A 24,637-nucleotide genomic window follows, 5' to 3' on the forward strand; every position below is an offset into this window, starting at 1 on the left:
TTTGAGTTTTTAATCATCTATTCTGGTTGGTAGTAGGTAAATTTGTTTGTTTTAGAATACTAGTACAAATGTCTTATATTTGTAGACAAATGTCCTAAATGTGAAAAATATGGCAACTATAATTGAAAAATATGAAAGTCCGCTTGATAAGGAAATAACTGCTTTTTTTAAATCAAGTAACATTAATATGAGTAAACAGATAAGCTATGAGGAATTTTTAGAGGATAAGATGTTGATTATCATTGCTATTAGAGCTGGAATTCCATATTCTCTATTTGATTTGATTCAAAGTAATACACCTTTTTCTGAAAATGATTGGGCTAATTTTCTGGACATTTCGTCAAAATCTTTACAACGATATAGAGTAGCCTCTGACCATCACTTTAAGCCAATACACACGGAGAAAATAATTGAAATGGCTGAAGTAACCAAAATCGGTTTGGATGTATTCGGTCATATAGATAAATTCAAATTATGGCTAAATACGCCCAATTTTGCATTAGGAAATTTAAAACCTCTTGAATTACTAAAGGACTCTTATGGAAAGGAGCTAGTTATGAGCGAATTAACACGGATCAATTATGGTATTTTGGTATAAATGGAAGTATTTAGACTATCAAGAGAAAAGTTTGCTACTCCTTTTTCAGGAAAAGGTGCAGCACTATACGGCGCACGTTGGAATCAAAAAGGTACAGAATTGATTTATACTGCTGAAAATAGGTCACTCGCGATGGCAGAAATTGCCGTACATTTAACTCTTGCCACCTTGCCAGAAGATTTTGTGATTATGACCATAGATATACCCGATGAGATTGGTATTCAACAATTATTGGAATCAGATTTACCAAAAGATTGGAAAGAATTTCCTTTTCCAAGATCTACTCAAAAAATTGGAAGCGACTTTGTTTTTCAAAATACATATGCTGTTTTAAAACTACCTTCAGTTGTGGTAAAGGGGGATTTTAATCTACTCATTAATCCGAATCATCCAGATTTTACCAAAATTACCATTGTTAATATTGAAAAATTCCCGTTCGATAAACGGATTTTTGATTGAAAAAAATCAAACGATTGAAAAATGTTCTTTCATTTACATCAAAAAAAGCTGCCCTTTCGGGCAGCCTTCCATCTATTTATTGATTAAGTGTATTCTATAATAATTCGTAAATTCCAGCTACACCTTGACCACCGCCTACACAAGCTGTCACCATTCCGTACTTTTGGTTTCTACGTTTCATCTCATTGAACAATTGGATGGATAATTTTGCACCTGAACATCCGAGTGGATGTCCTAAAGCAATTGCTCCTCCATTCACATTGACAATACTTGGATCGATTCCCAAGGTTTTAATTACCGCCAATGACTGTGCTGCGAAGGCTTCGTTTAATTCAATTTGTTGAATGTCATTTAATACCAAACCTGCTTTTTTCAAAGCAATCGGAATCGCTTCTACAGGGCCAATTCCCATTAAACTAGGTTCAACTCCGGCTGTGGCATAACTAGCCATTCTGGCAATGGGTTGAACATTTAATTCTTTCAAGAACTTTTCAGAAACAACCAATACAAAGGCTGCCCCATCAGAAGTTTGTGAAGCATTTCCAGCAGTAACTGTTCCACCCATGGAAAATACGGGTCTTAATTTACCCAATGCTTCTAAAGTTGTATCAGCTCTTGGTCCTTCATCTTTTGAAATAATATATTCTCTGGATTTTTTCTTCCCTGAAGCTGCATCAAAATAATTCTCCGAAACTTTGATTGGAACAATTTCATCTTCAAATTTTCCTGCGGCTTGTGCGGCTAAAGCTTTTTGATGGGAAGCAAAAGCAAATTCATCTTGTGCCGTTCTTCCAATTTCATATTTTTTACTTACTTCTTCGGCCGTTAATCCCATTCCGATGTAATAATCAGGATGTTCAGCAGCGATGTCGTAATTTAATACGGTTTTATGGCCCATCATCGGTAACATCGACATCGATTCGGTCCCTCCAGCAATGATGCAATCCGCCATTCCTGATCCAATTTTTGCCGAAGCCAGAGCTATGGCTTCCAAACCTGAACCGCAATAACGATTAATGATGAATCCTGGAACATTTTTAGGTAAAGAAAGCAATGAAATATATCTGGCCATTTGCATGCCTTGTTCTGCTTCTGGAATCGCATTTCCGACGATGAGGTCATCAACTCGACTAGGGTCTAAACTAGGAACTTGGGCAACCAAATGTTTAATTACTTCTGCCGCTAATGTATCAGGTCGCATGGTACGAAAACCACCTTTGTTGGCTTTGGCAACCGCTGTTCTATATCCTGCTATGATGTATGCATTCATATGTCAAATGTTATAAGGATTAATTTCTTAATGGTTTTCCACCACCTAATAAGCTTCCGATTCTCTCCAAAGTCTTTTTCTCACCTGAAAGTGATAAAAATGCTTCTCTTTCTAGATCCAATAAATATTGTTCTGACACCAATTGAGGGGCATCTAAATCGCCACCACAGATAGCATAAGCTAATTTATTCGCGATTAAAGCATCATGCTCTGAAATGTAATTTCCTAATTTCATTCCATAAATACCTGCTTTGAACAAGGCTAATCCTTGTTTTCCTTCCACCCAAACATTTGATCTTGGCTGTTTTTGAACATATCCTGCATCTGCTAATGCCAAAGCTTCTTTTTTTGCTTCTGCGATTACCTGACTTCTATTCAAAACGATGCGATCGAAAGATCTTAGGTAGTTCATTTCCCTTGCTTCATGCGCGGAGGTACTCACTTTCGCCGTGGCAATATTCATGAAGGCATTTTGCAAGCGATTCAATTCGATGTCTCCCGTTTGACGTGCATCGCCCATTCGTAAAGCCATTTCTTTGGTTCCACCACCGGCTGGAATTAATCCAACGCCTACCTCTACTAAACCCATGTAAGTTTCGGCATGTGCCACTAATTTATCTGAGTGCAAACAAATCTCACAACCTCCACCTAAGGCGAGTGTATGAGGAGCTACCACCACTGGAATAGATGAATAACGAACACGCATCATCGTATTTTGGAAAATAGCAATCATTTGATTGACCTCATCAAACTCTTGATTGGCAGCATACATGAACAGCATTCCTAAATTGGCACCAGCTGAGAAAGCTTCTATGCCTTCATTACCAATAACCAATCCACGGTAATTCTTTTCTGCTAAATCGATGGCTTTTTGAATCCCCTCCAAAACTCCTTGACCCATGGTGTTCATTTTGGAATGAAATTCTAAACAAAGAATATCATCCCCAATGTCTACGATGGTTGCATCATCATTTTGATAAACTACTTTATCCGGTTTAAATGTGGCTAATGCAATGGTCTTTTCTGATCCTGGAATTGTTTGATAGGTTTTTGTGCCTAAATCATAAAATTGACGAACTCCACCAGATGTCTGGTAAAAACTTGAAGAACCTCCTGACACCATTTCGGACACCCATGCAGCTGGTTCAAAACCATTCTCTCGCATTAAATCGATTCCTTTTTGAACGCCGATAGCATCCCAAGTTTCAAAAATCCCCATTTCCCATCCAAATCCTGCACAAATGGCTTGATCAATTTTGTAAAATTCGTCAGCGATTTCGGGCACACGATTGGACGCATATTGGAAACCATCCAAAAATGTTTTGCGGTAAAATTCACCAGCAAGGTCTTTGCCTGCTAATAAATAATCAAAACGTTTGCTTAAAGAATCGATGGCTTTGGTTCTTTCCAAAGTTTCAAATGAAACCTTTTGAGAAGGACGATATTCAAATGTTTGAAGATCCAATGCCAAAATTTCACTTTTACCACTGGCTCCTTTGACTTTTTTATAAAAACCCTGACCTGTTTTATCACCCAACCATTTGTTCTCCATTAATTTTTGGAGCATGCTTGGCAACTTGAAAATATCTTTGCTTTCGTCGTTTTGTAAGGTTTTTTGCAAATTGTTAGCCACATGTACGGTTGTATCTAAACCAACAACATCTGACAATCGGAAAGTCCCAGATTTTGGTCTACCCACAACCTTAGAGGTTAACTTATCTACCTGTTCAACAGTTAGGCCTAATTCTTCCACCACTTTCATGGTTTGCATCATGGAATAAACGCCTATACGATTGGCAATGAAGGCAGGTGTGTCTTTACAGATAACGGTTGTTTTACCTAACAAGGTTTCCCCATAATGTGAAATAAAATCAATCACCGATGCGTCTGTTTGAGCAGTTGGGATGATTTCTAATAATTTTAAATACCTAGGCGGATTGAAAAAGTGCGTACCGCAAAAATGTTTTTGAAAATCCTCACTTCTACCCTCCGACATCAAATGAATGGGAATGCCAGAGGTATTTGAACTGATTAATGTACCTGGAGTTCTTAGTTGATCAACTTTGTCATACAATGATTTTTTGATCTCCAAATTTTCGACAATCACTTCAATAATCCAGTCGACCGACTGAATATCTTTTAAGTTATCATCAAAATTACCAAGTGTAATGTTTTCGGCAAAGCTGCTCAAATAGAGAGAAGCAGGCTTTGCCTTTATCGTTTGTTGAAATGCGTAATTGACGATTCTATTTTTTACCTGGGGATGATCCAACGACAAGCCTTTCGCTTGTTCTTCAGGTAAAAGTTCTTTCGGTGCAATATCTAATAGCAATACCTTCACGCCTATGTTGGCAAAATGGCAAGCTATTCGTGAACCCATGATTCCAGAGCCTAAAATAGCTACTTTTTTGACGGAACGATTCATTGAATGGTAGTTTAGGTTTTATTGAGGTGCTAATTTAGTTAAAAAATAAAATGTTATGCAAGCATACTATATTTATTTTTCGCAGAAAAGAGAAAAGAGAAGAGAGAAAAGAGAAAATGGATCCAAAATGTAATGTTTTTCATCCCTCTTTTCTCTCTTCTCTCTCCTCTCTTCTCTCTTCTCTCTCCTCTCTTCTCTCTTCTCTCTTCTCTCTTCTATCTTCTATCTTCTCTCTTCTATCTTCTCTCTTCTAAACGTAGCTTTCTATCGGCTCACAGGCGCAAACCAAATTCCGATCTCCATAAGCGGAGTCGATACGAGAAACGGTAGGCCAGAATTTATTGGCTTTTACATAAGGTAAAGGGAATACTGCTTTTTCTCGACTGTATGGTCGAGTCCATTCACCTAATAAAACAATGGATTGTGTATGTGGGGCATGTTTTAAAACATTACTAGTTTTGTCAGCTGCTCCATTTTCGATTTCTCTGATTTCTTCACGAATGCTCAAAAGTGCATCAATAAATCGATCTAATTCCTCTTTATTTTCTGATTCAGTAGGTTCAATCATCAAGGTTCCTGCCACTGGGAAAGAAAGGGTAGGAGCATGGAATCCATAATCCATTAAACGTTTGGCTATATCTTCAGCTTCTACGCCAGCACTAATTTTAAATGGACGGCAATCGACAATCATCTCATGTGCACATCTTCCTTCTGAACCTGTGTATAAGATTGGAAATTCTTTCTCCAAACGAGCTTTGATATAGTTGGCATTTAAAATAGCTGTTTCGGTCGCTTTGGTTAATCCTTCACCGCCCATCATAGCAATGTAAGCGTAGGAAATAGCTAAAATACTAGCCGAACCTACGGGTGCAGCTGAAACGGCACCATGTTTATCTGCCGCAACAGAATCGGTCATCACGTGACCAGGCAAGAAAGGAACTAATTGTTTCGCTACTCCGATAGGACCCATGCCAGGGCCACCACCACCGTGAGGTATACAGAAAGTTTTATGCAAGTTCAAATGGCAAACGTCTGCACCAATCCTTGCTGGGGATGTTAAGCCAACCTGCGCATTCATGTTTGCGCCATCCATGTAAACTTGTCCACCAAATTCATGAATCATAGCACAAACCTCTTGAATGGACTCCTCAAATACTCCATGTGTACTTGGATAAGTGACCATCAAACAAGCCAAGTTATCTTTGTATTGTTCTGCTTTTGCCCTTAAATCAGCTACATCTATATTTCCATTGGCATCGCAAGGCGAGACCACCACTTTCATACCGGCCATAACAGCGGATGCTGGATTTGTTCCATGTGCGGATGATGGAATCAAAGCAATATTTCTATGTGCGTCACCACGGCTTTCATGATAGGCACGAATCACCATCAATCCGGCATATTCTCCTTGCGCACCCGAATTAGGTTGCATTGACATGGCAGCAAACCCAGTAACTTCACAAAGCCAATCATTTAATTCCATGATCAAACGTTGGTAACCTTTGGTTTGAAAACCTGGTGCAAATGGGTGGATTTTTCCTAATTCTGGCCAAGTCACAGGAATCATTTCTGATGTTGCATTCAATTTCATGGTGCAAGATCCCAATGAAATCATGGAGTGAACCATGGATAAATCTTTGTTTTCCAGGGATTTAAGATAACGCAACATCCCATGCTCCGAATGGTATTTGTGAAAAACAGGATGTGTCATGAAAGAAGAGCTACGTACTAATTCTTTTGGTAATTTCCACGAAACTTCAATTTCTTCTCCACCGATGGATTGGCCTTTGGCTCTTTGGAAAAAGGCCAAAATCTCAATCACATCTTCCTCATTGCTAGTTTCATCCAAAGCAATACTTAATTTACTAGGATCATTTTTGAAATACCTAAAATTACGTTCAGCATCTTCGGCAAATTCTCTGATATCATCGGTGAATTCCCCTGTTTTAACTGTTAGGGTATCAAAGTGATGGGTATTTTCAGTCTCAAAATCTAATTTTCTTAATCCAGCGGCTAACAATTCAGTTAAGCCATAAATTTTTGTCGCAATTTTTTTCAAACCTTCTGGTCCATGATAAACGGCATAAGCAGCTGCCATGATGGAAAGCAATACTTGAGCTGTACAAATATTCGAAGTAGCTTTTTCTCTACGAATATGTTGTTCACGAGTTTGTAGGGCCATTCTCAAGGCTCTATTTCCTTCAGCGTCAACCGATACACCGATAATACGACCTGGAATATTCCTTTTGTATTTTTCTTTGGTAGCGAAAAAGGCTGCATGTGGTCCACCAAATCCCATCGGAACTCCAAATCGCTGTGAACAACCTACGACTACATCAGCTCCCATTTCACCTGGAGGAGTTAGAATCGTTAAAGCCATTAAATCTGCGGCCACTACGACTTGTAAATCTTTTTCTTTTGCGCTTGAGATGAGTGCTTGGTAATTAAATACTTCACCATTGCTGGCTGGGTATTGCAACAATAAGCCATAGAATTTTTCGTCATTAACATCAAAAAGCTCATGATTCCCCACTACTATTTCGATACCGATAGGTTCTGCTCTTGTTTTTAAAACATCAATGGTTTGGGGTAAGCATAATTCAGAAACAAACAAAGCTTCCGCTTTTGATTTGGAAGCAGGACGCTGACCGTACAACATGGTCATAGCTTCTGCCGCTGCTGTACCTTCATCCAATAAAGAAGCATTGGCTAATTCCATGCCGGTCAATTCGATGATCAATGTTTGATAATTCAACAACATTTCTAAACGACCTTGGGCGATTTCCGCTTGATAGGGCGTATAAGCTGTGTACCATGCTGGGTTTTCTAGGATATTTCTTAAAATGACCGATGGTACGATGGTATCGTAATATCCTAAACCAATATGACTTTTAAAGATTTTATTTTGGCCCATTATTGCTTTGAAATCTCTCAAAAACTCAAACTCCGTTTTTGGATTTGGTAAGCGTAAAGGGTTTTTTAGGCGAATTTTGGCTGGAACAGTTTGTTGAATTAATGTCTCTAAGCTATCGACACCAATGGTTTTCAACATTTCTGAAATATCGGTCGGATCTGAATTATTATGACGTAATGAAAAATCTTCGCGATACTTGAAATTAGGAATCATATAGGCAGGGTTGATGATTGAAAAAACGCTACAAAAATAATCTTTTTATGGGATTTATTTTTCAATTCTTATCTTCGTTGCTTAAATATTTTCCTCGACAAAAATGAAACTAAAAACAATCTACAGTTTAGGGCTTTTTTTGGCTGTAAAACTGATTCCTTTTGGGGCTTTTTCACAAGTGAATCCTGTGACTTATGCCTACACAATTAAAGCAGAAGATTTAAAAAAACATTTAACCTTTATTGCTTCGGATAGTTTAAAAGGCCGTAATACAGGTTCTGCTGAGCAATTAGTAGCGGCCAAATACATTGCTGATCATTTTAAGAAATTTGGATTAGCTCCAGTTCAGGGTAGTTATTTTCAAAAAGTGGATTTAGTTAATCGCTCATGGACCAACATCTCTTTGGAAATTAAGGGTAAGAAATACGATTACCTAAAAGATTTTTTAGCGACGGCATTGGCTCCTGTTGCAGCTGGAACAAAGGCCAATATAGTATTTGCTGGTTATGGAGTTCAAAAAGGCGCTTATTCTGATTTTGATAAATTGAAATTAAAAGGTGAATACGTGTTAGCCTTTGAAGGAGAAGCGAAAGATAGCCAAGGTAATTATGTGCTTTCCGGGACAAAAGATCCTTCCGTGTTTGGCAAAGGAGATGGTTGGAAAGAAAAATTGAAATTAGCGAAAGCTGCGGGTTCCAAAGGCTTAATTTTAATTACGGATAAAGACGAAGTGGCCTTTGGTAATCAGGTTCGTCAACGCCAGGTGATGATGCAGCGATTTGGAAATGAACGGATGGTGCAAAAAGACGAAACGACCAGCCCGAGTGGTGAATCACCTGTTTTATTGATTTCTACTGAAATGGCGGCACAATTATTGAATACCACCAAAGAAAATTTATTAGCTTTCAAAAATTCTTTGGGTACGGAAAAAAAATCCATCAAATCGACTTTTAAAACCAATTCAGTCAATCTGACCATTGAAAGAACGGAAAAACCTGTTGACACGTATAATGTAGTAGGTTATTTGGAAGGTACAGATAAAAAAGAAGAAGTAGTCGTAATTACCGCTCACTATGATCACATTGGAATTTCCATTGATGGTCAAATAAATAACGGAGCCAATGATGACGGTTCTGGAACAGTAACGGTGTTAGAATTGGCTGAGGCCTTTGGAAAAGCGGCTTCAGAGGGTCATAAGCCAAGAAGAAGTATTTTGTTTATGACAGTAACAGGTGAAGAAAAAGGACTTTTAGGTTCCGAATATTATTCGAATCACCCATTATTTCCTTTGGCCAATACGGTTTGTGATTTGAACATTGATATGACTGGACGTGAAGATGATGATCACATTGGTAAGCCCGATTATATCTATGAAATTGGTTCAGATAAATTGTCTTCTGAATTGCGTCAAGTATTGGTAGATCAAAATGAAAAACATGTGGGCTTAGATTTGGATTTCAAATTCAATGATCCAAACGATCCTAATCGTTTTTACTATCGTTCAGACCATTATAATTTCGCTAAGCATGGCATTCCGGTGGCTTTCTTTTTCAATGGTGTTCACGCCGATTATCACCAACCTACAGATGATGTAGAAAAAATTGAATTTGACCAATGCCAACGCGTCGCTCGTTTGGTATTTTATATGGCTTGGGAAATTTCCAATAGAGAACAACGCTTGAAAGTTGATTCGAATAAACCGTAATTTTAGGTAATAGGTAAAAGGTAATAGGTAAAAGGTAAAAGGTAATAGGTTTTTATATTTTCACCTTTTATCTATTACCCAATAATTCGAATCAAGGATTCCATCTTGAAAAAAAAGAATAAGATATAAATCACCTTTGCTTTCCCTTTTTCACTACAACAATTCGATTTGTTGGTACTTTTTTTTATTAGGCTGATCTAGGTTATTGAGCTTGCCGAAGTATCAAAGCCAAAAGCGGTAAGGTAAGAGATTAATAATTGGAAATTTCAACCCTTAATTTTATTACCTATTACCTATTACCTATTACCTATTACCTTTTACCTATTACCTATTACCTCTTATCTCTTACCTCATTCAAAAACTCCTCATGAGCTTTTTTAGCTTCCAAGATAAACTCGTTATCATTCCAATCGCCTATAACAGCATTCATTTCAGCTTCATTTCCAAACATGGCTAAACGGAAAGGATCTTCATAATCTTTGGCCCGTGAATTTTGAATGCCTTGACATATAAACAAGGAAACCTCTTCTGCTTTTTGAAGCCAAATTTGTTTGAATGTTGGAGTATCTATGGCTTGACCAGACACCAATTGTAACGCCAACATGGCTTGATCAAATTTCTCTTGAGGGTAATTTTTCGCTTGTAATTCGTACCAGTCGTGTACTTGATTCCAATGTTGGATTTTGCCCGACTTGATGTCTAATTTTAATTGTTCAATGGCTGATTTTTGAACCAATTGACCACCCAAATTATCCCATTCACTTAAATGAGATTCTTCCATGGAAAGACTATTTTTGGGAGATTTGATCCATTCTTTGGCGGCATGATAATAGATTAAATCCTTGAAAATATGATAAGCTTTGTAACTTTTGGCAATTCGGGTTTTTCGCTTGGTATTTTCAATTCCACTTGCCCAAACATCCAAAGCAACATATTCATTGGCTGGATTTTCTAACCAAGATTTTCCTAATTCCATCAATTGACTTTTGGATTTTTCTGTTGAATCATTCAAAGAGCTACCCACCCAATAACAAAGTAATTCAAGGCTATTGACAATTTCTAAAATAGTATCCGGTGCCAAAAAATCATACTCCAAAAGCATGTTTTTCTTGATTCTTTGATCTCTATTTCCAAATTTCCAAGCATTTCTGGCTAAAGCATATAAATTGTATTGAAACCAATAAGCCGCAATAATCAATAATCCACCTGTTTTTTCATCATTTCCCAACAAGGAAAAGGGTAGAGGATTATGAATTTCAGCAGGATAATTACCTTTTGATATCAAATTAAAGCTAGCAAATTTTGAATTGTGTTTCAGACTGACTGACAGTCCAGGCCAAAAGCCTCTTCCTGTTTGTAGTTCACCATCTGCACCCCGACTATTGTGATTAGAACCCAAGGTTGCGCCAGCCGCCATGTTGCTTTGACCTTTGATGATCGCTGCACACAAAAACGAGTTGTTGTGATGTTGCTCATGAGCAGGAAAAATCAATGCATTTAATACCTCACAACATGAAATCGTTGAATTATTGCCCAAATAGGAATTGATCAACCTCGCGCCATATTTTAATTGAGAATGAGATTCCAATATGAATCGGACAGCTTTGACTCCATAAAAAATGCGGCATCCTTCGTGGATGATACCATTGACAATTTCACATCCTTCACCAATTTGTGTAGAGGAAACCTCATTGGAAAATATGGTAAGGTTTTTTAATTTATTCGCACCTTTGATATAGGTGTCGGAGCCCATGTTGACATCCTTGATAATCCCCGTATTTTTGATGACTGTCCGATCACCAATTTGGCCATAAAATCCTCTTTCTTTCGAAAATTCCTTTTGAGTCATTTGGAAAAATCGCTTTTGCAGCTCTTGATCATCTCTATTTTGCGTCCATAAATACGCATCTGCTAAATACATATTTTGAAAAGGGACCACCTTTCGGCCGCCGTTTTCATTGCCCAATTCCATCCATATACGAATGCGCTCTTCTTCTCCTTCCTTGACTATTCCATTTCCGAATTTCGCCGTAGGGGTTGTAGCTAACTCATTCACTTGCAAAATCATCACCTCATGACCTATTTGGTAATGAGATAATAAATTAACCCGATCGATGGCGACATTATTGCCAAAATCACAACTTATAATGGTACTGTTGTAAAGCCCTACTGGCATTCGTAGATTCTTAAATTCTAAGTAACAACTTTCTAAAATTCCGATTCGGTTAATACCAAAAAATCGACAATTTTTAACCAAATAAGGATTAAAGCCATTTTTTACCCAAACATCTTTCCAGTTTTCTGCCTCGTTTAAATTAGCTTCTAAAATATTGATTTCTCTTTCCTGTAAAGGTCTGTAATCAGCTAATTCCAAGTTCTTATTTCGATGATCAAACTCGGTTTGACCTTCTTGTAAGTAGGCAGAGCCTACAAATCCAAACCCTAATTGAGAGAGGGGCTTTTTTTCAATTCTATTCATATTTCGTATAACTCGATAGGTAAACTATCGGGATCTTCTGTAAAAGTGAATCGTTTATTAGTGAATTCATCTATCCTGATAGGTTCACATACAACTCCTTTTTTTGATAAGTATTCAATTGTTTTTTCGATGTCAACTACCTTAAATGCCAAATGTCGTAAACCACAGGCTTCTGGTCGACTGGTTCTTTCGGGTGGATTAGGAAATGAAAAGAGTTCAATGATGTAATTTCCGTCGCAAGCCAAATCCAATTTATAGGAATCTCGTTCTTTTCGATACACCTCTTGAATGATCTCTAGTCCCAATATTTGGGTATAAAATCTTTTCGATGATTCATAATTAGAACAAATAATGGCGATGTGATGAACACCTGAAAGTAGACGCATTGGCATTATTTTTTAATAGCAACGGCAATTTTTGAGTCGGCGGTGCCGTAATACAAAAACCATTTATTGTTAAAATGGACTAATCCTTCTACAAAACAAACCTCATTGACTTCACCAATTTGTTCATAAATTTTGTTTGGCCAAATGAACGGTTGAAGGGTTCTGTCCAATAATTTATAAGGCATATTTTTATCAAATAGAGCTTCCCCTGCGCTATAAGTAAACTTAGGGAATCTTTTTTCATTATAATTGGCAGAATTGCTACTATTGTAAATCAACAAAATTCCTTGAGGTTTTATCAAGGCATAGGGTCCAGGTTCAACCAAGCGACTATCAAAATGCCCTTTTCTGGGATGTAAGACGGAAATGGCTGTTTTGTTTTCGCCATCCTCACAAACGGTCCAATTTATTAAATCGTCCGATGTTGCCAAAAATAGATTTGTATCGCCATAATACATCCAATATTTTCCTTGGATCTTGGTGGCAATCATTTGTTGATTGGATTCCTTGACAACTATGGCTCCCGATTTCGACCAAAGGTCGATGTATTTGGGATCTTTTAGCATAGGGCCCATTTTTGTCCAGTTTTTCAAATCACTTGAAATCGCTGAACATAAACGTGCTGTTTTTCCATCATAGGAAGTGTAGGTTAATAAATAGTTGCCTTCTTGAGTCACCACCACTCTTGGGTCCTCTATTCCACCTGGCCATTCATATTTTTTGAATGCATCATTTTCCGGAAAAAGAATGGGTTTTGCTTCTTTTTTGAAATGTATTCCATCTTCGCTAATGGCAAGACCTATCCGGGAAGTTCCCAAAGAATCTTGAGCTCGATAGATCAAATGCACTTTTCCGTCTTTGATAAGGGCTGTTGGATTCAATACATTTTTATTTTCCCATGCGACTTTTTTGCCTTGGATAGGACAATCAAAAACTTGTGTGAGTGTGGGATTTAAAATAGGATTTTGACTGTCCAATTTTTGGAAATCCATCATGGTCCAATCTTGCTTTGCTTTTTGTGCATAAGTAGATTGACTGAACAAGAGTAGACAGCAGAATGAGAGATTAACTAATTGGCGAAGGATCATGGGGATGTGTTTAAGAGCTATTATAACTTACTAGCTAAATACCTCAAGGCTTTGGGAAGTTTAATGTGATTGTTGATGACGTATAAATTTCCTCTTGTTCTTAAAAAGTCAGCTTTTTGGCCATTGAAAGATTGCTTTGGAATTTCGCCTGTTTTCATATTTTTGATGAATCGGCGTATGAACAATTCGTGGGTGACCATATTGGAAAGCATAGGAGTGTAATATATGCAATCTTCAAAATAATAATGCGTCACTTGCGAAAGCCTGGTACTATTAGGATCATTCACCGGACTACCACCATGAATAATATTGGATGACCAAATTAGTGCATCTCCTTTTTTGGCATAGAATTTTTTCTTTTCAAAGGGAGATGCTTCCATGTAGGCTTCCATGAAATTTTCATATTCGGCATAATTGTCGTAAGATGTGTCTTCCGTAGTATTTTTAAAGTCTGCGAAGTTGAATTCTGGTGTTCGATGCGATTTTGGATAATAGTACAAAGGCCCATTATCTTCTGTGATATCTTCCAATGCTACCCAAACGCCGCACATATACCGAGCAGGTAAGGAACTAAAATGCAAGGTATCAGAATGTGCTTTTTGTTCCGATCCTACCAAAAAATTCAAGGTTTGAAAGGGGACTACTTTTTTTTCATACAAGAATTCCAATTTCTCCAAAATACGATCATCACAAGCCATTTCACGTACTGGTTCAGAATATTGCCAAAGATCCTGTACTCTTCGATTATCTCGATGGGTATCCATCGGGAAATTTGCATTAAATCCTTTGTTTTTTACCTCTTCAATGACTGCATCAATTTGTTCTGAGGTGAATGCTTTTTCAATGACTACGTATCCGTTTTCGTAATAATCTTTTGCAAATTGTTCTTGTTCAGCACTTAATTTTTTTGATTGAAGTATTTGTTGAAAGAAAGGTGATTCGACCCAAGGTAAATTCATTGAATGTAACATATTTCGGAGGTATTTATTTCAAACTTAAAATTAATCAATTTCTTGTATTTAATTTATTGATAACTTACCAATGTTTTTAACCTATTTATCAAATGGAAAGAAGAGATTTTATTCAAAGTACCATGTTGGGCGCCTTTTCAAGTCAATTGCCTGCATCTAATACGGTTATTTCTAAATCAGAAATTCAACCTAAAATCAAATTAAGTGTATCTAGCTACTCCTATTGGCATTTTAAAGGAGATAAATTCCCCATTGAAAAAGTCATTGATGAGGCTGCTTCTTTAGGTTTAGAAGGAATTGATGTCTTGCATCGCCAAATGGAAAGTGAAGAAAATGCGTATTTACAAAAAATTAAAAAGCATGCATTTTTAAATGGCATTGCCCTGACTTGTCTGTCTATTCACCAAGGATTTGTTACTCCAGACAAAGCGGAATTGAAAAAACACGTAGATCATACGCTTCATTGTATCGAATTAGCCTATAAAATGGGAATTCCTTGTTTGCGATTGAATACAGGAAGGTGGAATACCATTAAATCGTTTGATGAATTGATGGCCAATCGAGGAATTGAACCCATTTTGCCTGGTTACACGGAAGAGGATGGTTACAAATGGTGTGTAGATGGTATTCAACAATGTTTGGCGAAAGCGGAAGAATGTGGAGTTTTGTTGGCCTTGGAAAACCATTGGGGGCTAGGTTCAACCCCGGAGGGAATGTTGAAAATACATGATACCGTGAATTCTCCTTGGTTGGGATTATTGATGGACACGGGGAATTTTTTAGAAAATCCTTACAGTAAATTGGAAAAAATTGCTTCAAAGGCAAGTTTTGTTCAAGCGAAAACCTATTATGGAGGAGGTGAATGGTATTCCTTGGATTTAGATTATCCGAGAATCATTGATATCCTTCAAAAAGTCAATTATCAAGGCTACATTTCCATTGAATTTGAAGGAAAAGAAGATCCAAAAATCGGAGTGCGAAAAAGTGTGGAACTGCTCCGGAAGGCCATGAAATAAGTTTATTTTTTCTTGACCAATTGGTAAGAATGTAGAATAAAATCTTTGATTTGTTGTTGACTTAATTGAGCATTGACCAAAATCGTGTTCCAATGTTTTTTATTCATGTGCCAGCCTGGGAATATGGATTCGGGGAAATCTTCTCTTAATTCAATGGCTTTTTCAGGTTGGCATTTGACATTAAATTGAATGGGCATACTTTCCAAATCCAGCAATAACAACATTTTATTGTTCACTTTCATTACTAAATGATTCGGACCAAAAGGCATCGTTTCTTCTGCATTTGGTAAACTTAAAGCAAATTCTACTATTTCATCAAGGTACATAGTGTGGATATTAAAATTCGGGTAATTGGTCTTTTTTTGCGTATGGTAGTTTTTCAATTTCCTTCAATTGGTAATAAGTATCTAAGCCACTAACACTTATACCATTCATGTTTTCCATTTGAATATTTCCGTTGGCATCGATACCATGGTCAGGTATAAATAACTCCTCAATTTGTCCAACCAGAAGTATTGTACCATTTGATTGAATAGGAAGTTCCTCTTTCCATTTTAAACCTATTTTAATGGATGCTTCTTGAACAAATGGAGCAGAAAAGTTGGCTAAAAATTCTGAATGTAGCTGGCATACATCAAACTCGGAAATTTCCATGGGGAACCTCGCCGAGGTATAATGCGCTTTTTTATAAAAATCGGTTGTGATATGATTAATGGTGAAATAGCCACTTTTTTGAATGTTATGATAGGTATGACTTTCCTCGCCGATAGGGCGGAATATCACTCCCATCAAAGCAGGATTGGCTCCAATATGAACAATGTTGGAAAAAAGCGCCAAATTATGGATTCCGTTTTCATTTTGTGTTCCAATCAAACAAGCAGGTTTAGCCCCCGAAATTCCATTAATTAAATTGGTTCGGTAGTTTTTGTCTAAAAGCGCTATGGATTCGTTTGTTAAATGCATTATGTTGAATGAACTTTTGAAAAAATAAATTTATAAAAAGCCAATTGCATCCATTCTTTGATGCATGACCTTGAACCAAAGTGGAGGAACCAATGCAAGCAAGATCATGCCCGGATAACCCGTTGGCATTTGGGGTGCAGTGTCCATATGCCTCAATATTTGGTATTTTCTGGAAGCTAAAAAATGGTGGTCGCTGTGGCGACTAAGCTCAAAGAGCATTAATCGGCCTATAACATGGTTGCTATTCCAGCTATGTTCAGGTTTTACTCGCTCATACAATTCGCTTTTCTTTTTTTCTCGATTTAGGCCATAGTGTTCAATGTAATTCACTGTTTCCAATAGCGTTGCTCCAATCAATGCGGCGGCTAAAAAACATATCATAGTAGCAAAGCCGAAGAAATAAAAAATACCGATTACAAACATCAATTGAATAATTTCGAAAAAGAACATTTCATTGTTCAGCCAAGGCAATTTTTGGTTTTTCTTTTTGGATTCATCGATGGCAATTCGCCATGCACCAAGGTAGGAGCCTTTGAATGTTTGAATCCAAAATGCGTAAACATTTTGCTTAAACTTTGCCGTGCTTGGGTCATTGGGAGTGGCGACATCTTTGTGGTGTCCTTTATTATGTTCAATAAAAAAGTGCATGTAAAGGCTCGTTAACAACAGAACCTTGGCTAAAAGTTGTTCAAATGGGTGTTTTCTATGACCTAATTCATGTCCTGCATTAATGCCGAATATTCCGCATATCAATCCCATTGAGACGATTCTTCCCATTTTGTCTAATGTGCTAATTTCACCTTGTAAACTTTGCAAAAATAGGTACAAAGAAAACAATTGGACAGGCACCGTTAACCAAATGATAAGGTCAAATATTGGGTTGTTTTTGGCCAATTGTTCCTCCGCTTCATTTAAGTTTTTCGTATCAGGCTGAATGAATAATTCTAGAATAGGGACAAGAAAAAAGATGAAAAAAAGTGGAATCCAACAGAAAAGCCCATTGTTTGTAAATGCCAGATAGCTCCATACATACAAGATAAACGGGGTAATGTATTTTAGGCTTTGAAGAAAAATAGACATGGGCAAATATATAAAAAAAACCATTCCGCGACGTACCTTTTTTTATTATCTCAATTTGTGGAATTATTAGTTGTATATCATAGTAGCATCCTAGAATCGTGAGATTACTTGCTGTAAGTTCTATTGCAGCCTTCATTTTGGAATGAATTGGAACTGTATTTGTCCAATTGGCAAATGAAAAGGGTAAAATTTAAAAAAAATGATAATATTTTTTGATTAAAAATCTATTTAACCTTAGGTATGAATTTTTTATATGGTGATCTATATAGAATTCAGAAGGCATTAAATTAAATGTATTTGCTTCGTTGGTAAAATTATTGATGTGAGAATAATAAAAAGCTATTATACTGGTAAAAATATTATACTCATTCATGAGTTTACTTCTTGCTTCTTTTAAAGAATCTCTTTTTTCATTGTATAGTTGATCTGAATTTTCTAAAATATGTTCGATTTCTTTAAATGCTTTTTGGGGCTTATTGATGTCTAATTCAATATAGGAATTTGGGTTGAAATAAGTATCTATATTTTTACATCCGTGATAAATTGGAACTGTGTAGGCAAGATAACAATCAGCAATTTTCTCTGTCCAATAATTATAAATATGTGAATTTTCAATGGCTATACTAAACTTGTAATTTAATAGTCCTTCTGCCTTATCCTCTATTGGATTAATATTTTTCCCAAAAAAGTCTATTTCATTTTCGAATTCCTTATGTAACTTTTCAAAAAAACGAAATCTTTTTATATGACCAGGGAAATGTGTTTTTCCTGACGATATGATAGAAATTTTTTTGTTTTTGATGGGTTCTTCTAAGTTAGAAAGTCTTTCAAAGTCATACGAAGCGATATTTAGCGAATTTACTCCAAAATGCCAATTTAATGATTGTTGATATGGATGATGTGAAGGATGACTTATATTAGTGTGGGAAGAAATTACATGAGAAAATTGTTGTAAGAATGGACTTGAATATCTTTTGCTAAATGGAGGTTCTCCTGCAATAAAAATCAATCCATTTTTTTTACATTTAATGGTAGTTTCAATAGTTAACCTTTCTTGTACAACAACAATATCCCAAATGATATCATCGTAGCAATTTTCGAAAAATTCAAACAAGCCTAATTGGTTTTGAGGAGGCATTTGCCTCATAAATATTTGACCTCCCCACGATGTGAGAATATTGACTTTTATTTTTTTCATGCAGGTAAATAAATTTAGAACAATTGCCTGGCTAAAAAATTAATAACACATAGAAATGTTGTCAATAACGGTCGATTGAGAATTGAATCACCTTTATTTTAATTCAAAATGCGCAGTACACGAAATTACGATAAATAGCGTAACTATACCGGCTCATACAAAAATAATGTGCATTTACACTGTTGAAAATATAGGCTAAATCACCAGATTTAGTAAGCCAAAATCCGCACTTGATTATTCCACCGTCACTGATTTTGCTAAATTTCTAGGTTTGTCCACATCTAGTCCTCTAAGTACACCGATATAATATGAGATTAATTGTGTTGGTATCACACTGACCAAAGGCGCTAATAATTCATCTGTTTCTGGAACCTCCATCACATGGTCTGCCATGGTACGAATGATCTCATCGGATGAATTGATGACTGCAATTACTTTGCCTTTTCGTGCTTTTATTTCTTGAATATTACTAACAATTTTTTCATAGTAAGCGTCTTTCGTTGCGATGAACAATACCGGTAAATTTTCATCTACCAAGGCAATTGGGCCATGTTTCATTTCGGCGGCAGGGTAACCTTCCGCATGTATGTAGGATATTTCCTTTAATTTAAGTGCTCCTTCAAGTGCCACAGGGAAATTGTATCCTCTACCTAAAAACAAGAAATCTCTTGCTTCTGCATAGTGTTTAGCCACTTCCTTAATCGACTCATGTGTAGATAAGGCTATCTTGACTTTTTCAGGAATCAAAGCAAGTTCTTCCAAATAATGTTCATATTCGCTAACTGAAATGGTTTTCTTCTCAAAACCAATTTTAATAGCCATCATGGCTAATACAGTCAATTGTGCTGTAAAAGCTTTGGTACTCGCAACCCCAATTTCAGGTCCTGCGTGAGTATAGGCTCCTGCATGGGAAAGTCTGGCAATGGATGATCCAACTGCATTGACCACTCCAAAAATAAAGGCTCCTTGTTCTTTGGCCTTTTCAATAGCTACCAATGTATCAGCGGTTTCACCGCTTTGGGAAATAGCAATGATGACATCTCCTGGTCCAATGACTGGATTTCGATACCTGAATTCAGATGCATATTCTACTTCCACCGGAATTCGGCACAATGTTTCAATCATATATTCGGCTACCAAGCCTGCATGCCAACTGGTCCCGCAAGCAACGATCACAATGCGTTTTGCTTGAGAAAAAGCGGATAAATGCTGCTCAACTCCTGCCAAGGTTAATGTTTTGTTTTTTGAATCCAAACGACCTCTCAAACAATCCTTTAAACTTTCTGGTTGATCAAAGATTTCCTTCAACATAAAATGGTCGAATCCGCCCTTTTCAATTTGAGCTAATTCCATATCCAATTGTTGAATGTAGGGAGTGATAGTCTCATTGCCCAAGTTCTTTAATTGAATTTCGTCTTTTGAAATAATGGCCAATTCATAGTCATTTACATAAATAACACGTTTGGTGTATTCAATGATAGGGGAGGCATCAGATGCAAGAAAATGTTCTCCGTCTCCTACACCAATGACCAATGGACTTCCTTTTCTAGCAGCAATTAATCGGTCAGGAAAACCTTCTTCCATGACAATAATCACATACGCACCTACAACTCTTTTTAGAGCGATGCGCATGGCTTCCTCTAAACTTGATTGATTATTGATTTGGATGTCTTCAATGAAATTAACTAGGACTTCGGTGTCGGTTTGACTTTCAAATTGATAGCCTTTTTGAATCAGTTCTTGTTTCAGTGATGCGTAATTTTCAATGATACCATTATGCACCAAGGTTATCTTGCCGCTATTGGATTTATGTGGGTGTGCATTGGTATCGGATGGTTCACCATGGGTAGCCCAACGGGTATGGCCAATGCCTACATGCGCTGTTTTTGTGATGGATTCTTTCCAAGTTTCTAACTCGCTAACTCGCCCTTTTTTCTTATAAGTAACAACGCTATCTCCAAATAAGGCGATGCCTGAACTGTCGTAACCTCGATATTCAAGTCTTTTTAATCCTTTTAAAATAATGGGATAAGCTGATTGAGATCCAATGTAAGCGACAATTCCACACATATATATAATAGTTTAATTTGAACTTTTGCTTTAAAGCTAGATTTGGTAAGAAATCTAAATAATTGCAAATATCTTTAAATTATGACTTTTTTACAAGTTAATATGTAATAAATTGCTGATATTTTGCGACTAGAATATTGTATTTTTTCAAGAAATATTATTTGAAGTTCAAATTGGGTAAATGGATATCAGAATAGAATTTTTCAGTTCCTTAGAAAAATGTGTAATTTTATTTCAATTCCAATATCTATATTGAAAAATAGTGAACAAAAGGTCGAGGTCAAGTATGTATGGAATGTGCATAAAAAAGCCTTTTGAGAAACTCTTGCCCATGTAAGCTAAAACCGCTTAGAAAATAGAACATATCAACTAAACCTACACACAATGAAAATGAGCAAAGTGCTTTTTTTGAGTCTCTTCTTCGCATTTCCAACTTTTGCTCAAAAAGCGAATCAAGAAAAATGGGAAAATATTTTTAATGGTAAGAACTTAGATGGTTGGATGCCTAAAATTCGAAACTATCCAGCTGGAGAAAATTTTGGTAATACATTTCGAGTGAAGGATGGTAAAATTACGGTGGCATATGATGCCTACGGCTCCTTTGATGAGCGATTTGGACATTTGTTTTACAAATCGCCTTATTCCTATTATAAAATCCGATTGAATTATCGGTTTGTGGGCGAACAGGCAATCAATGGTCCAGGTTGGGCGACTAGAAATAGCGGAATCATGGTGCATGGGCAGTCGCCAGAATCCATGGGTTTGAAGCAAGATTTTCCGGTTTCCATCGAAGTTCAATTGTTGGGAGGAAACGGTAAGGACAAAAGGACAACTTGTAATTTATGTACACCAGGCACCAATGTGGAAATGAATGGAAAATTATTTACCCCTCATTGTATTAATTCTACATCGGAGACTTACCACGGAGACCAATGGGTACAAGCAGAGGTGGTGGTTTTAGGTGATTCATTGATTCAACATTTTGCCAATGGTCAAATGGTTTTATCTTATCAAAAACCTCAAATTGGTGGTGGTAATGTCAGTGGACAAGATAAAATCTTTGGTCAATCTGGTCAATTATTAAAATCAGGATATTTTTCCTTGCAAAGCGAAAGCCATCCTGTCGAATTCAAAGATATTCAAGTATTGAATTTAGAGGGCTGTATGAACCCTCAGGCAAAAAATTATCAATCGTATTTTATCCATTCTAAACCTGAACTGTGCAAGTTTTAAATACAAGTATAATTATCTCTCTCAACGTTTAATATGATTCGATTATTTTTTAGTTCTATTATTTTCATCCTGATTTTTAGTTCCTGCCAAAAAGAAATAATTGAGCGGAAGTTGGTAGTGAATGCCAATCCATTAACCGGTGGAAAAATTAGTCCGGAAAATAGTATGATTGAAAATGGACAATCCATCAACGTGCTCGCTACCCCCAATGCAGAATATCTATTCAAATCTTGGTCGGGAGCTGTTACGAGTACCGAAAATCCCATTAATTTAGTAATGGATGCCGATAAATCAATTACCGGAAATTTTGAAAAAAAATCATATCCTCTAAACGTGAGCATCAATGGGCAAGGTACTGTCAAAGAAGAAGTCATCAAAATTGCCAATAATTCGATATTTCCTTCTGGGACATTGATTAAATTGACCGCAGAACCATTGGAAAAATGGTACTTTGTGAATTGGTCAGGGGATACGACTTCCAATCAAAACAGCATTCAGCTTTTTGTAAAAAAGAAAATTGATTTGGCGGCCAATTTCATTACAAATCCATTCAAAATTAACGTGAAAGTGACTGGACGGGGTACTTACAAAGAATCTATTCAAACATCATCAGGTGTTAATAAGGTTTTGTTAACCGCATCAAGTGAACCAAATTCTATTTTCGAGAAATGGGAGGGCGATTTACAATCCAATGAAAAAACCCTGGCGGTTCCAATGGACAAGAATTATTCCTTAAATCTGAGTTTTAAAGAGAAAGTTCGTATACAATTGGATACATCCAAAACAGTTGATTTTGTCCAACGAAATAATACAGATAAAGGAAATTTGCCGATTTATTTTCTGGCAAATAAGAGTTTTGCAACTGCCATCATAAAATTCAAACCTATATTTGGTGGGAAAGAAACGGATTGGATTTTTTTAACAAAGACCGATTCATTGAAATTTGGATCAAAAATCGAACTTAGCTCCGGTGTTTATTCAGCTAATTTGGTTCTAAATAATGGAAATGCCATTGTGTTGGATACACTTTTGAATTCGTTTAAAGTGGGTGAGATTTTTGGAGTCATTGGGCACTCGCTGGCAGAAGGACAAGATCCTTATGATTTAAAGAATTACGATAAAGTAAAAAGTACAGTGATTACTTGGCCTTGGAGTACCAATGTAAGTTTTTGGGGTCGATTGGGTGAATTATTGGCCACCAAATTGAATGTTCCTGTGTTAATTTACAATACAGGTATAGGTGGCTCCACAACGGTTCAATGGGGTCTTTCTAGTGAAGGATTGTTTTTTGAACATGCTTTTTTTGATTGGAAAAAAAGATATCCTTATTCGATTTTTGAAGAGCGTTTTTTCAAATACATTCCCAAGAGTGGAGTGCGTGGTATATTGGTCATGCATGGTGAAAATGACAGAGATTACACGGAAGATGAAATTGTGTTGAATGCTCAGAGATACATTAATTTTACACGAAAAAAATTAGATTATTCCAAATTGCAATTTTCGATTTGTCGCTGTGGAAATCCAAGTGTTTTTTCTTGGTACCAAAAAGTGCTAAACTCTCAAACTCGAATGGTCAATGAAATTCCTTATACCAATTGGGGAGGATTTGTCAACGATTTACAAGGTGAACAGTACCGCTGGGATACCATTCATTTAAACTATACCGGCTTGGAAGAAGCGGCCAAAAAATGGAATACAGCCCTGGATGCCAACTTTTTCAAGAATTCTACTCCGTATTTGGCGAAGTAATACTTGAAATTTTTGTAGCCCCATCAGGAATCGAACCTGAATATTAGGTACCGGAAACCTACATTCTATCCATTGAACTATGGGGCCAGAATTTAAAATTACGAATATTTTTCTAACTGTTTGACCAGCACATTGAAATCTTTTGGATAAGGCGCCTCCACGGTGATCGGATTTCCATTCATTAAATTAAATGTCAAACTGTGGGCATGTAACGCTACTCTTTTAATCAATGGGAGCTCTTCGGTCTCTTTTTTGAGATGAAAATTCTTTTTCAAATCCGATAAATAAAGGTCTTTCGCACCATACATCGCATCTGCAACAATCGGAGCTTTTAAACAACATAAGTGAATTCTGATTTGATGCATTCTTCCTGTAATGGGAACACACTCTACCAAGGTGTAATTTTTATAGACTTGCAAGGTTCTAAACCACGTTTCAGCATGTTTTCCTGCTGCACGGTCAATCACCACTTTTCCATCCTTCAAAGGTAAAATGGGTAAATTCACTAGAATTCCATCCCAATCGAACATGCCTTCTACCACGGCATGGTATCTTTTGGCCGTTTCTCTGTGTTCAAATTGCATGGAAATATGTCGGTAGGCTTCTGGATTTTTCGCAATGACCAATGCACCAGTTGTTTCCTTATCTAAGCGATGACCCACTTGTGCATCACTTGAGTATTCCTTGGCCATTCGCAAAATGCTACTAGCAAATTCATCTTTTCGCTCATCTAAGGTTGAAATACCCGACGGTTTATTGATGACAAAATAATCGTTATTTTCAAAAAGGATATGATCCTCAATTTTCCATTTCATGGATC

19 protein-coding genes and 1 tRNA gene are annotated in these 24,637 nt (G+C 36.7%); 6 read left to right on the forward strand and 14 right to left on the reverse strand.

The window, feature by feature from the left end; genetic code table 11:
- Positions 1-109: 109 nt before the first annotated feature.
- Complete coding sequence (parS, locus tag V7S76_RS01560) at positions 110-598, forward strand: type II RES/Xre toxin-antitoxin system antitoxin (protein WP_459508604.1); 489 nt, start codon at positions 110-112, stop codon at positions 596-598.
- Positions 599-1,057 (forward strand): RES family NAD+ phosphorylase, encoded by a 459-nt coding sequence (locus tag V7S76_RS01565; protein ID WP_459508241.1) that lies wholly within the window; start codon positions 599-601, stop codon positions 1,055-1,057. It abuts the gene before it with no gap.
- A 94-nt stretch (positions 1,058-1,151) separates the two neighbouring features.
- Here the strand turns inward: V7S76_RS01565 and V7S76_RS01570 are convergent, their stop codons facing one another.
- From V7S76_RS01570 to gcvP, 3 genes are all read right to left on the reverse strand, one after another.
- Positions 1,152-2,327: an acetyl-CoA C-acyltransferase gene (locus tag V7S76_RS01570; protein ID WP_459508242.1), complete on the reverse strand. Its 1,176-nt coding sequence runs from the start codon at positions 2,325-2,327 to the stop codon at positions 1,152-1,154.
- 19 nt (positions 2,328-2,346) lie between these two features.
- A complete protein-coding gene (locus V7S76_RS01575; protein WP_459508243.1) occupies positions 2,347-4,752 on the reverse strand; it encodes a 3-hydroxyacyl-CoA dehydrogenase/enoyl-CoA hydratase family protein in 2,406 nt (801 codons plus the stop codon).
- Between the two features lie 250 nt (positions 4,753-5,002).
- Positions 5,003-7,879 carry an aminomethyl-transferring glycine dehydrogenase gene (gcvP, locus tag V7S76_RS01580; protein WP_459508244.1) on the reverse strand — a complete coding sequence of 959 codons (2,877 nt, stop codon included), beginning with the start codon at positions 7,877-7,879 and terminating at the stop codon, positions 5,003-5,005.
- 103 nt (positions 7,880-7,982) lie between these two features.
- On the opposite strand from gcvP, the gene V7S76_RS01585 reads away from it, so the two are divergent.
- On the forward strand, positions 7,983-9,584 hold the full coding sequence (locus V7S76_RS01585) for a M28 family peptidase (protein ID WP_459508245.1): 1,602 nt from the start codon (positions 7,983-7,985) through the stop codon (positions 9,582-9,584).
- 331 nt (positions 9,585-9,915) lie between these two features.
- On the opposite strand, the gene V7S76_RS01590 is transcribed toward V7S76_RS01585, so the two are convergent.
- The 4 genes from V7S76_RS01590 to V7S76_RS01605 are packed head-to-tail and all read right to left on the reverse strand — an operon-like array spanning position 9,916 to position 14,496.
- Positions 9,916-12,063 (reverse strand): DUF4954 family protein, encoded by a 2,148-nt coding sequence (locus V7S76_RS01590; RefSeq protein WP_459508246.1) that lies wholly within the window; start codon positions 12,061-12,063, stop codon positions 9,916-9,918.
- Complete coding sequence (gene gloA2, locus V7S76_RS01595) at positions 12,060-12,449, reverse strand: SMU1112c/YaeR family gloxylase I-like metalloprotein (protein WP_459508247.1); 390 nt, start codon at positions 12,447-12,449, stop codon at positions 12,060-12,062. The genes V7S76_RS01590 and gloA2 overlap by 4 nt, the downstream gene beginning before the upstream one ends.
- A gap of 5 nt (positions 12,450-12,454) precedes the next feature.
- Positions 12,455-13,537, reverse strand: a complete 1,083-nt coding sequence (locus V7S76_RS01600; RefSeq protein WP_459508248.1) for a glycoside hydrolase family 130 protein — start codon at positions 13,535-13,537, stop codon at positions 12,455-12,457.
- 20 nt (positions 13,538-13,557) lie between these two features.
- Positions 13,558-14,496, reverse strand: a complete 939-nt coding sequence (locus V7S76_RS01605) for a phytanoyl-CoA dioxygenase family protein (RefSeq protein ID WP_459508249.1) — start codon at positions 14,494-14,496, stop codon at positions 13,558-13,560.
- 104 nt (positions 14,497-14,600) lie between these two features.
- Here V7S76_RS01605 and V7S76_RS01610 point away from each other — a divergent pair, with 104 nt between their 5' ends.
- Positions 14,601-15,524, forward strand: coding sequence for a sugar phosphate isomerase/epimerase family protein (locus tag V7S76_RS01610; protein WP_459508250.1), 924 nt, complete (start codon positions 14,601-14,603; stop codon positions 15,522-15,524).
- A 2-nt stretch (positions 15,525-15,526) separates the two neighbouring features.
- On the opposite strand, the gene V7S76_RS01615 is transcribed toward V7S76_RS01610, so the two are convergent.
- The 5 genes from V7S76_RS01615 to glmS all read right to left on the reverse strand — a co-directional run bounded on the left by V7S76_RS01615 (position 15,527) and on the right by glmS (position 20,835).
- Entirely contained in the window at positions 15,527-15,850 is a 324-nt protein-coding gene (locus V7S76_RS01615; RefSeq protein WP_459508251.1) for an MmcQ/YjbR family DNA-binding protein, read from the reverse strand.
- 10 nt (positions 15,851-15,860) lie between these two features.
- Complete coding sequence (locus tag V7S76_RS01620) at positions 15,861-16,487, reverse strand: flavin reductase family protein (protein WP_459508252.1); 627 nt, start codon at positions 16,485-16,487, stop codon at positions 15,861-15,863.
- Between the two features lie 30 nt (positions 16,488-16,517).
- The gene (locus V7S76_RS01625; protein WP_459508253.1) at positions 16,518-17,567 is read right to left on the reverse strand and encodes an alkane 1-monooxygenase; all 1,050 of its coding nucleotides are present in this window, start codon (positions 17,565-17,567) and stop codon (positions 16,518-16,520) included.
- 190 nt (positions 17,568-17,757) lie between these two features.
- The gene (locus tag V7S76_RS01630) at positions 17,758-18,765 is read right to left on the reverse strand and encodes a glycosyltransferase family 10 domain-containing protein (RefSeq protein ID WP_459508254.1); all 1,008 of its coding nucleotides are present in this window, start codon (positions 18,763-18,765) and stop codon (positions 17,758-17,760) included.
- A gap of 234 nt (positions 18,766-18,999) precedes the next feature.
- A complete protein-coding gene (gene glmS / locus V7S76_RS01635) occupies positions 19,000-20,835 on the reverse strand; it encodes a glutamine--fructose-6-phosphate transaminase (isomerizing) (RefSeq protein WP_459508255.1) in 1,836 nt (611 codons plus the stop codon).
- A gap of 384 nt (positions 20,836-21,219) precedes the next feature.
- Here glmS and V7S76_RS01640 point away from each other — a divergent pair, with 384 nt between their 5' ends.
- On the forward strand, positions 21,220-22,068 hold the full coding sequence (locus V7S76_RS01640; RefSeq protein ID WP_459508256.1) for a 3-keto-disaccharide hydrolase: 849 nt from the start codon (positions 21,220-21,222) through the stop codon (positions 22,066-22,068).
- 33 nt (positions 22,069-22,101) lie between these two features.
- Complete coding sequence (locus V7S76_RS01645) at positions 22,102-23,817, forward strand: InlB B-repeat-containing protein (RefSeq protein WP_459508257.1); 1,716 nt, start codon at positions 22,102-22,104, stop codon at positions 23,815-23,817.
- Positions 23,818-23,832: 15 nt separating this feature from the next.
- Here the strand turns inward: V7S76_RS01645 and V7S76_RS01650 are convergent.
- Positions 23,833-23,904 (reverse strand) — tRNA-Arg (locus tag V7S76_RS01650).
- An 11-nt stretch (positions 23,905-23,915) separates the two neighbouring features.
- Complete coding sequence (locus V7S76_RS01655; RefSeq protein ID WP_459508258.1) at positions 23,916-24,632, reverse strand: RluA family pseudouridine synthase; 717 nt, start codon at positions 24,630-24,632, stop codon at positions 23,916-23,918.
- Between the last annotated feature and the right edge of the window lie 5 nt (positions 24,633-24,637).

Source organism: Aquirufa sp. ROCK2-A2 (genome assembly GCF_054558485.1).